Origin of the sequence: Bradyrhizobium sp. th-b2, assembly GCF_000426785.1 — a bacterium.
GTDB lineage: Bacteria > Pseudomonadota > Alphaproteobacteria > Rhizobiales > Xanthobacteraceae > Bradyrhizobium > Bradyrhizobium septentrionale.
The window spans coordinates 1-7,712 of sequence record NZ_AUGA01000138.1; the positions used below are offsets into that span (position 1 = coordinate 1).

The following is a 7,712-nucleotide window of genomic DNA, read 5'->3' on the forward strand; positions in this document are numbered from 1 at the left end:
TCCCGCGGCGGCACAGACGGCCCAATCTCGACCGGCACCAACGGCGCTACACTCGTTTCACCGTGCTTGCAAAGCTCTTTGCGCCACCTGAACAGCTGGCTCACATGAAGGCCGGCCATGCGAGCCACCTCGGAAACAGTGGCTCCGGGCTCGAACGATGCTGCAACTAGCCGTTCCTTCTCATCCTGTGACCACCGACGCCGCCGCTCGACCGATGTGATCACCTCTGCCCGCGAAATCGTCATAGCGCTTCTCCTAGGATTACCCCTAGGACCTGCAGCGCTCGCGTCCGTCAAACAAGGCGGCCCTCAATGGAGGGATACGCTCGAACTGCATAAGAACGAATTGCGACCTATGGAAATTTATGTGCCTAGAATAGTGATAGGCTTCTCAGTAGTCCCAGAACGCCGGCCAAGCCTACGGCTACGCGAATAGGTCGTTCCCAGCCTGCAGTATCCTCACGTAGGTCCCGCTCTCGTGGTATTCGAGCCAGCCCTTGTCTATCGCGTATCGTAAGCCTGCCCAGTATTCGGGAGGCGAGGCTTTGTCGAGGTAAAGCAGGGGCCAGCTGACCTTCTCAAGGTAAATTCTGCCGTCCTGAATGGGCTCGAATTCTCGAGCGCGCTGCATGATCTGGCGGGCAGCTTTCTCAGGATCTGCCCAAGGGCGCTGTTCCTTCATTTTCGTCATCGTTGACCGCTCCAATCCATCGTGTTGACGGAGGGTGCGTGGCGGCAATCTTATCGATCGGCAACGGCACCGAGCGGCATCAAATTCCGAACGAATGCCTCATCTGAACCATCGCTCAGATTTTCGGCGCAACACCCGCCCGGTCAAACACTGGCGTTTTCTCGATATCGCTTGAGCCACTCCCCGAAGGCGTATCTTCGGCGGCGTGCCGCAGCGACTCGGTGCTAGCGTCGAGTCCGTCGACGGTTTCGTTTGCCTGACTGCCCGAGTCGTGCCGGTGAGCGGGAACCTGCCCGGTGCCGGAACCAGTAACGGCATCCATTGCGGTCGACCGAGGTGGAGTCCGATTTTGTCGTGTCATAGGAATCTCCCTGACGAGTCAATTTTTTCGCTCGCTGCAGGTTCCGTCAGCAATTCAAGTCAAACCGTAGCAACGGGCCGCGGCGGGTCAGCCATGACGGAAAAGCCGAGACTGTCTACGAGATGATTGAAACAGCGTTTGAGGCCGCCGTCGCTGCGGCCTCTTGGCGCTTCGTTTAGGGTCGCTCGCCTTAAATTGTGCAGACCCTCTCTATTATTCGTCGTCATAGTCGTAACGCCTTGGCCCATATTCGTCGTAACATCTCGGACCATCTCGATCGTAATGCCTTTGCCCGTAGTCTCGATCCTCACCACGTCTGGGCACATTGTCGCCTTGTGCAAATACCGCGCGGCACCCATCGCTGAGTTGTGAAGCATTTCGCCGTAAGCAAGCCACCATCCTGCCCGCATCGGGGACTTGCGCGCCGCATAGCCGCCAGACGTTCGGCGGGGGTTGGCATGATCGCGTACAACACCACCCCTGAAGACGCAGAGGCCATTATCGAGTTCGGCACATTGCTGTGCGTCCTGGTAGCCAATCCTGATGCGGAGGGCTGCCTGAATGAAATGAACCGCGTTCTGTGGCTGATCGAATAAACCGGGCAAGTCGCTCCGGCTGGCGAGAGTTCGCACTTGTACTGAGAAATGACGCCGCCGGTCTCACAAATATACGCCCGGCGGCGTTTTTTCCTGAACTGGGACACTGAAATTCCGAGCATAGTTTGGATTGCAGGGCCTATGCCATAGGCAAGTTCAAACGGGCAGGACCTGACGGCAAGTCGTGAAGACAAAGCCGGCCTTGCTACATTGCCACTCGCTACCGAGCGCATCACTCGAGACGGGGTGAGGAGCGGCCATCGCCAGCAACACGGCGGCCCCGGCCACCAAATTTACGACCACCAGCACGCGTACTTTGTGCGAGTTCATCATGGCCGTTGCTCCTTCTGGATGAGGGAAGCCTAGGCCGGGTTTGTTTCAAGACCGCTTCGCGGCCTTCGAAAATGGTTTCGTAGCGAGGCGGCCGGCTAGGAACCTTTCGTGTTTTTCTGCCTAGGAGATGTGGGCTAACTTTTCGTTTGGAGGTGGAAAGATGTTGAAGCCTGTTCGCTCCTGGACCGCCGAAGAAATCGAAAAGTTAAAAGCTATGGCGGGCAAATTACCCACTGGCAAAATCGCCGAGCACTTGGGCCGCGGTCCGATGGCGATCGCAATGAAGGCGCACCAGCTCAAAGTCTCTTTGCGAACCCGCGGCGACAGCTCTTCAACCAAATCCTGATAGTCCCGGGCGCGGCGGCGCTGTGCTAGTCGCTGGCCTGCTCGACAAGCCGCTTCAAGATCTGCTGCCCGATTGGGCAGCCGCCTGGATCTGATCAAAAAAGTAACGCCGCCGGTCTCAGAAAAATGTGCCCGGCGGCGTTCATTCCTAAACCTGGGCCCTGAAAATTCCCAAGCGTGAGCAAACGTCAGTGCCGATGCCCAAGTTGCTATTTATTTTTCCTGCCGGTTCACGTCCGGCGGGGTTTTCTTATTGGTGACTGCGCCGCTCTCAGCCGCAGGCGGAATCCTTAAAATTACCAACGGCGATACCCTCGGTGATACCCGTAACCCCGATGCACGCCATAACCATAGCGGCGAACACCGTAGCCATACCGTCGGTAGACGGGCGCCGTACGAACACAACCGCGTGGGCCGCAGACCACAGCGACGTTCTCGACGTTCGAAGCGGGCGAAAGTGGGCCAAACGGCAACGCCGACGCTGGTTCTCCCGCAGCAACGCTGCCGAGGGCAGCAAGTCCAACAAGTGCAAATTTGAGTTTCATGGTTTCCTCCCGTGGCATTCTGGAACGTTGCGCACAGTAGGAAGCTCAATGTGAACGAGGAATGAGCGAACGCCGCCCGGGCTCGATAAATGAGTCCCGGCGGCGCGCCGCTGACGCGCAAAAACAACGGCCCCAGCACCCCGGAGAGCGCTGAGGCCGTGGAAGTGTCCCAACTCCATAACGATTGGCGAACTAACTTCTGGAATTGCCACTCGTTCCCGAAAATTAGTGTCCTAATTCCCCACCGCGGTCTCCCAATCTCGGGCGCGCACCGCACTTAAGGGCATAGGAACGCGTGGCGATGTCGCGCGTAGTTTGTTTGCTTCCGGTTGTCAGGTCCGCCAACCCCGCCGGGAGTCAGAATGGCGACCCCGGCCTGGTGCCCCTGCCTGGGTCGTTCTCATTTCTTGCGTTTGACTGTCGGGGCGACCACTGCGCCGGATCCAGTCAAAAAAGTACGGGCCGGGCTCGAAATACACATCCCGGCGGCGCCGCCCTGTTCTTCCAGCCTGACCAGATTGTGCTCGCCTGGGTCGTAATCGTCGCGGCGTTCTATGAAAAACCAGAACTGCTGACCGGCGCCCAGCGCCACCTTCAGCGTGGGATCGAGGCCGTTGGTGATGCCATCCCGCCGCCGTGGGGTCCGCGGATTGAATTTGTCTTTCGGGAAATCGGCGGTCTGGCTTCAGATCGCGCCGCTTATCTCTGCACTGCGCATAGTCCTGTCGTCGCATTCCTAGCGGGGATCATCTTCCGCCGTGACCGAGGGCTGTAGGTCGGGGACTCTCCAGGCTTTGCAGGCTAGGTCGGCACCGGAATTGCAGGGCCAGTCCTGTGCCGCTTTTCCACTACAAGCTGATCGATAGCCGGATTGTGACGGATCGAGGAGGGCAGATCTCCTTGATGCAATATCTGCGCAGATCGAGGCGATTACTTCAAGCGCGAGTACCAGCAACGGCGGCCTGATGCTCGAGAGCAAGGATGACATGCGCAAGCGCGGGATGCCGAGCCCGGACGAGGGTGACGCGGTGGCGCTGACGTTCTCGGAGCCGAATGGATCCCCTGTGGTGAGCAACAGCAACTTCAATCGGCCGCTCGAGTATCAGGACATGGGGTATGCCTAGCGGGCGGGAAAGTCGCGGACTTGTTGGTCAGCGAAGGTTCGCATGTCACCAACGTTTAGGACATTGGTCGTTTTGCCCAAGCGCTCCACAGCTTCTTGGTAGATATCCAGGACGATCTTCTTTGTATCTCCCATCCGATTTTGAAGAACGTAGTTCCCGAAATTGATGGCAGCGCCGAAGTCGAAGATGCGCAAATTATCCTTTGTGTGCTGCCGCGTTGCCGCACGCCGCGCGAGTGAGGCGATACGGTAATCTCCGAGCTGGACCTCGCAAAAATACGTGATGAAATCGATCGACGGTGGCTTGTCCTCTGGTTTGACTTCGTAGTGCATATCGGGCGCGGTTACCATCTGGTAGAGAAAATTGAGATCGTTGAGCTTGTTTTGAAATTCGGCCAAGCTGATCCTGAAATTTGAAGAGCCGACAATGGCCTCGAGCGTTTTAACTTTCCAGAACTGTTTTCCAATCGCCTTTACTCGGCAGGCCGGTCATTGTGCTTCTAAAAAGGCGCATCCCACTTTCGTGGAAGACCTCAATTAGGATTTTCGCGGAGGCGCCTCGCCAATAGTGGAAGACGACAACGTCGCGGAGCGATTTGATATCTAGCAGCTTGGTTGGGTCAGTATCGAATTTAAGCCCGCTTATGTCTTTTGGGCCGAATAGTATCTCGATCTGACTGGCTGAAACTCTAAAGCTCTCGTCGTCTGCATTGCCGGTCGGGTTATAGGAATACAGCTTCGCCGGCGCGACAATTGATGGTGTGTCGGAAGATCCTTGCAGTCGAATCTCACAAGAGCCAATCGGTTTGGGTTCAATGTGGACGGTGCCAGATGCGACCTTGATACCGCTTTTCGGCGAAGACATTCCGAATCGTAGCGGAGTGCAGGTGAAGTCTGAGATCGGCAGACCGTTTCCAAGCCCGAGGAAATTCCTATAGAGTTCCGTCCTCGTTCCCTGAAGCGTCATGCTTCCTGGCCACGTCTCATCGTGACCAATCTCCCGGAATAGCTTTGTCTTGCTAGGTTGGTAATCTCCACCAGCCGTCGAGATTTGCGTAAGCATCCATTGTACGACGTCGCCGGAAATCTCATCATCGGGGGTAAACTGGATGCCTATTCGCTTCTTGTTGGGCAGCGCGCCGTTACGCTCGGCCAATCGCCCCTCACGCAGGGCCGCTGTAATCATTTCGATCCAGACGTGCTTGCCGTACAACTTGGGCTTTGTCGCTCCTTTGACGATTGCGATAAGAACAATGAAAAATGGAAGCTGTGATGCTGCCGCCTTGAGCGCATTCGAAAGTTTGATTTTGATGCTTAACCCCCGTGTAGTTTTTGACTTCACTTGGACAAAAGCAGTCTGCTCTGCTGGCTGGGAGTCGAGCGGCCCGGAATGAGGGGTGCTTGGGAGTTCTACGAAATAATCCCAGCCGTTCTCATCTTCCTGCGCCTTGTGCGCCTTGGCGCAATCGCAAGGTGGCATGCGGGCTATCCCCACAACCCCCAAGGGTTGCATCGGCCAGAGACACTTCGCCCCAGTCCAGCCGGGTGTCGACCCAACCAACCTTGCCGCATCCGGTGCACTTGAGAAGCGCCGAGATGTCGTACCAATCCCAGTCGGGAAGGTCGGCAAGTCTCAGCCGGCTATTGTGGTGCTGGCAACCGACGCAGAAGACCAGCACCGTCTTGAAGCCGGCATTGCGATCGACGGGACCGGACCAGTATCGGAGGGAAGTGAGCGGGCTTGCGGCGCCAGGGCATGCCCATTGATTCCGCGGCCGCGGCGAGCATGCAAATTATCAATTCCTTGGGGCAGGGAATGTCTGGAGCTCCTGCGCGCCGTGGGTGTGGACGACCGCGCTGCATCCAGTTCGATCAAACTCGGAAGTCGGAACGCGCGATCGTGACGACCGCTTCACCCCGTACACCAGACATTCGACAGGCAGCTTGGCATAACCGAAGAGGGCCAACAGGCGACATTCGCGAAATGAAAGAGGCCGCCAACTGAGGCGGCCTTTAGTGGATAGCTCCCAATTCCTTCGGCTCGGCGTTCTTGTGAGCGCCAACCGGTACTGCTAGTCGCAACGGCGGATTCTGCGGACCGAACCGTCGTCGCGCTCGATTGTGACGGTGCGGCATCCGCCGCGATATCCGCTATCATATCCGTAGGCGCGATAAGCGGGTCGATCGTAGTCTCGGTAGTAACGCCGCTCCGGGCCCACTACTACGCCGCCGAGCGGAGTTTCAACGGCAACTTGAGCTGACGCGGGTGCAATGGAGATCGGCGTGGCGATAGCGAAACCAGCCACCGCCAATATACCAGCCAGTAACAGAGTTCTCATACGAGTTCCTCCCTAGTTATCGCATTGCTTTCCAACATCCCAGGTAGGGCAAGGTTCCTGCACGAAATTCATCCAAACGGCGGGCGGCTCAGACTTGGGTCGCCCTGCCTCGGATCGATACGGACCGTAGCCCCCGCGCAAGTTCCCGAACCAAACAAATACCGACCGGAATGTCTGTTGAGGGTCAAACTGAGAAGAACTCAGTGCGAGCAAATGTTTTCCGCTTTGCCCTCGAACTCAGACATCGCGCGATGCTGTCGGCTCTTCGCATTTGTGCCAATCGCGACCAAAGGGCGCCGCAGCAAACTGCGCTGGCGATCACCTCATCGACACCAACATGCGGCACAGTGAGGCCAAGCATCCGGGCGGTCTGATGATGACACCTCGAACCTGGCCGACTGCACCACGCCACGGCTGGGAGTTGGGGCCGCCCTACGCCCTTTGGGACGGACCCATGACGCGCTTGACCACCATGGCCGCGATGCCCGCGAGCACGGCCTTGGCCATCGGGGATGTCAGGATGTCGGTAATCGGACCTGATCCTGACGCTTGCTCCTCAGGCTGGGCGCACGGAAAATGCTATTGTGGCGCAACCGGCTATCATTATCGCGTCCCATTTCATGCTGTGAACGCTGGAGCCGGCGCCGTTCCGCTCGTTGATTTGGATCAAGAACGAATGGCGTCCGGCCCTACGGCACGATGTCCGTCACTATCATCCCGACCGGCAGGGCAGCGTGCCGCTAAGTCCGAATTGGGGGCCAAACTCGGAAGTCGGAACGCGCGATCGTGACATCCGCTTCACCCCCGACACCGGCCTTTCGATAGCCGGCTCGTCACGGAGCGGTCCTCAGCATCAGAAGCGGAAGCCAGAAGTGCCATGTGCCGACGTCCGAGCATCAGTACCTTTCAGCCAACAGACGGAGAACGCAAATTAGATTTCCCCGCCTCGTCAGTTACTTTTAATCCGCCATTCCAGGCCTGGCCTCAGCGTACCACTAGGGCCCCAAGGAGTTGTCCAGCAGTGATGGTGGTGGCCTCCTTCCAGGCGGCGTCCTTGTCGGGAAGGTCTTCGCCGATTTCGTCGGGGAGATCCCGCTCCCCGTGCTGGATGTGAAAAAAATACCGAGGCATTTCGAGGCACGTGATCGGGGTACTGCGCTGGATTCGGGATAATTTTTGACTACTGCGCTCGTTCCAAGCGTATGGTGGGCGGGAACCGGCTTCCTGTCTCGAACCGTTGACAAGGAACCTCAGATGCCGATCGAGATGATGATCCACAAGTTTCGCAGCATTCCGAGTTGCCCAATGAAGATATCGGAGCCCTCCGGTCCATCGTAACGTCGGTGAAGAATTTGCCGGAAGATTCAACGATCATTCGCG

At 57.6% G+C, this 7,712-nt stretch carries 10 protein-coding genes; 3 read left to right on the forward strand and 7 right to left on the reverse strand.

Annotation, left to right across the window (positions count from 1 at the left end; all coding sequences use genetic code 11):
- Both K359_RS0145680 and K359_RS0145685 read right to left on the reverse strand, forming a co-directional pair.
- The coding region (locus K359_RS0145680; protein ID WP_029084838.1) for a transposase at positions 1–245 on the reverse strand (245 nt) is incomplete at its 3' end.
- A 178-nt stretch (positions 246–423) separates the two neighbouring features.
- Positions 424–690 (reverse strand): hypothetical protein, encoded by a 267-nt coding sequence (locus tag K359_RS0145685; protein WP_029084996.1) that lies wholly within the window; start codon positions 688–690, stop codon positions 424–426.
- An 819-nt stretch (positions 691–1,509) separates the two neighbouring features.
- Here K359_RS0145685 and K359_RS62595 point away from each other — a divergent pair.
- Entirely contained in the window at positions 1,510–1,647 is a 138-nt protein-coding gene (locus tag K359_RS62595; protein WP_156929078.1) for a hypothetical protein, read from the forward strand.
- A 156-nt stretch (positions 1,648–1,803) separates the two neighbouring features.
- Here the strand turns inward: K359_RS62595 and K359_RS62600 are convergent, their stop codons facing one another.
- A complete protein-coding gene (locus tag K359_RS62600; protein ID WP_156929079.1) occupies positions 1,804–1,980 on the reverse strand; it encodes a hypothetical protein in 177 nt (58 codons plus the stop codon).
- A 160-nt stretch (positions 1,981–2,140) separates the two neighbouring features.
- Between K359_RS62600 and K359_RS0145700 the strand changes: the two genes are divergently transcribed.
- Positions 2,141–2,326 carry an SANT/Myb-like DNA-binding domain-containing protein gene (locus tag K359_RS0145700; protein WP_156929080.1) on the forward strand — a complete coding sequence of 62 codons (186 nt, stop codon included), beginning with the start codon at positions 2,141–2,143 and terminating at the stop codon, positions 2,324–2,326.
- A 944-nt stretch (positions 2,327–3,270) separates the two neighbouring features.
- Here the strand turns inward: K359_RS0145700 and K359_RS65385 are convergent.
- Positions 3,271–3,462 (reverse strand): hypothetical protein, encoded by a 192-nt coding sequence (locus tag K359_RS65385; protein WP_245284930.1) that lies wholly within the window; start codon positions 3,460–3,462, stop codon positions 3,271–3,273.
- A gap of 373 nt (positions 3,463–3,835) precedes the next feature.
- On the opposite strand from K359_RS65385, the gene K359_RS62605 reads away from it, so the two are divergent.
- Positions 3,836–3,994, forward strand: coding sequence for a hypothetical protein (locus K359_RS62605; protein ID WP_156929082.1), 159 nt, complete (start codon positions 3,836–3,838; stop codon positions 3,992–3,994).
- Here K359_RS62605 and K359_RS0145720 read toward each other — a convergent pair.
- From K359_RS0145720 to K359_RS66555, 3 genes are all read right to left on the reverse strand, one after another.
- A complete protein-coding gene (locus K359_RS0145720; RefSeq protein WP_029084999.1) occupies positions 3,991–4,392 on the reverse strand; it encodes a hypothetical protein in 402 nt (133 codons plus the stop codon). The two genes, K359_RS62605 and K359_RS0145720, sit on opposite strands and share 4 nt — an antisense overlap.
- A 43-nt stretch (positions 4,393–4,435) precedes the next feature.
- A complete protein-coding gene (locus K359_RS0145725) occupies positions 4,436–5,473 on the reverse strand; it encodes a hypothetical protein (protein WP_156929083.1) in 1,038 nt (345 codons plus the stop codon).
- Between the two features lie 1,843 nt (positions 5,474–7,316).
- Positions 7,317–7,463, reverse strand: coding sequence for a hypothetical protein (locus tag K359_RS66555; RefSeq protein ID WP_156928882.1), 147 nt, complete (start codon positions 7,461–7,463; stop codon positions 7,317–7,319).
- Between the last annotated feature and the right edge of the window lie 249 nt (positions 7,464–7,712).

Bases quoted from the DNA above. Each gene is read 5' to 3' on its own strand.
- K359_RS0145685 (WP_029084996.1), bottom strand. From the start codon at position 690: ATGACGAAAATGAAGGAACAGCGCCCTTGGGCAGATCCTGAGAAAGCT.
- K359_RS62595 (WP_156929078.1), top strand. From the start codon at position 1,510: ATGATCGCGTACAACACCACCCCTGAAGACGCAGAGGCCATTATCGAG.
- K359_RS62600 (WP_156929079.1), bottom strand. From the start codon at position 1,980: ATGATGAACTCGCACAAAGTACGCGTGCTGGTGGTCGTAAATTTGGTG.
- K359_RS0145700 (WP_156929080.1), top strand. From the start codon at position 2,141: ATGTTGAAGCCTGTTCGCTCCTGGACCGCCGAAGAAATCGAAAAGTTA.
- K359_RS62605 (WP_156929082.1), top strand. From the start codon at position 3,836: ATGCTCGAGAGCAAGGATGACATGCGCAAGCGCGGGATGCCGAGCCCG.
- K359_RS0145725 (WP_156929083.1), bottom strand. From the start codon at position 5,473: ATGCCACCTTGCGATTGCGCCAAGGCGCACAAGGCGCAGGAAGATGAG.
- K359_RS66555 (WP_156928882.1), bottom strand. From the start codon at position 7,463: ATGCCTCGGTATTTTTTTCACATCCAGCACGGGGAGCGGGATCTCCCC.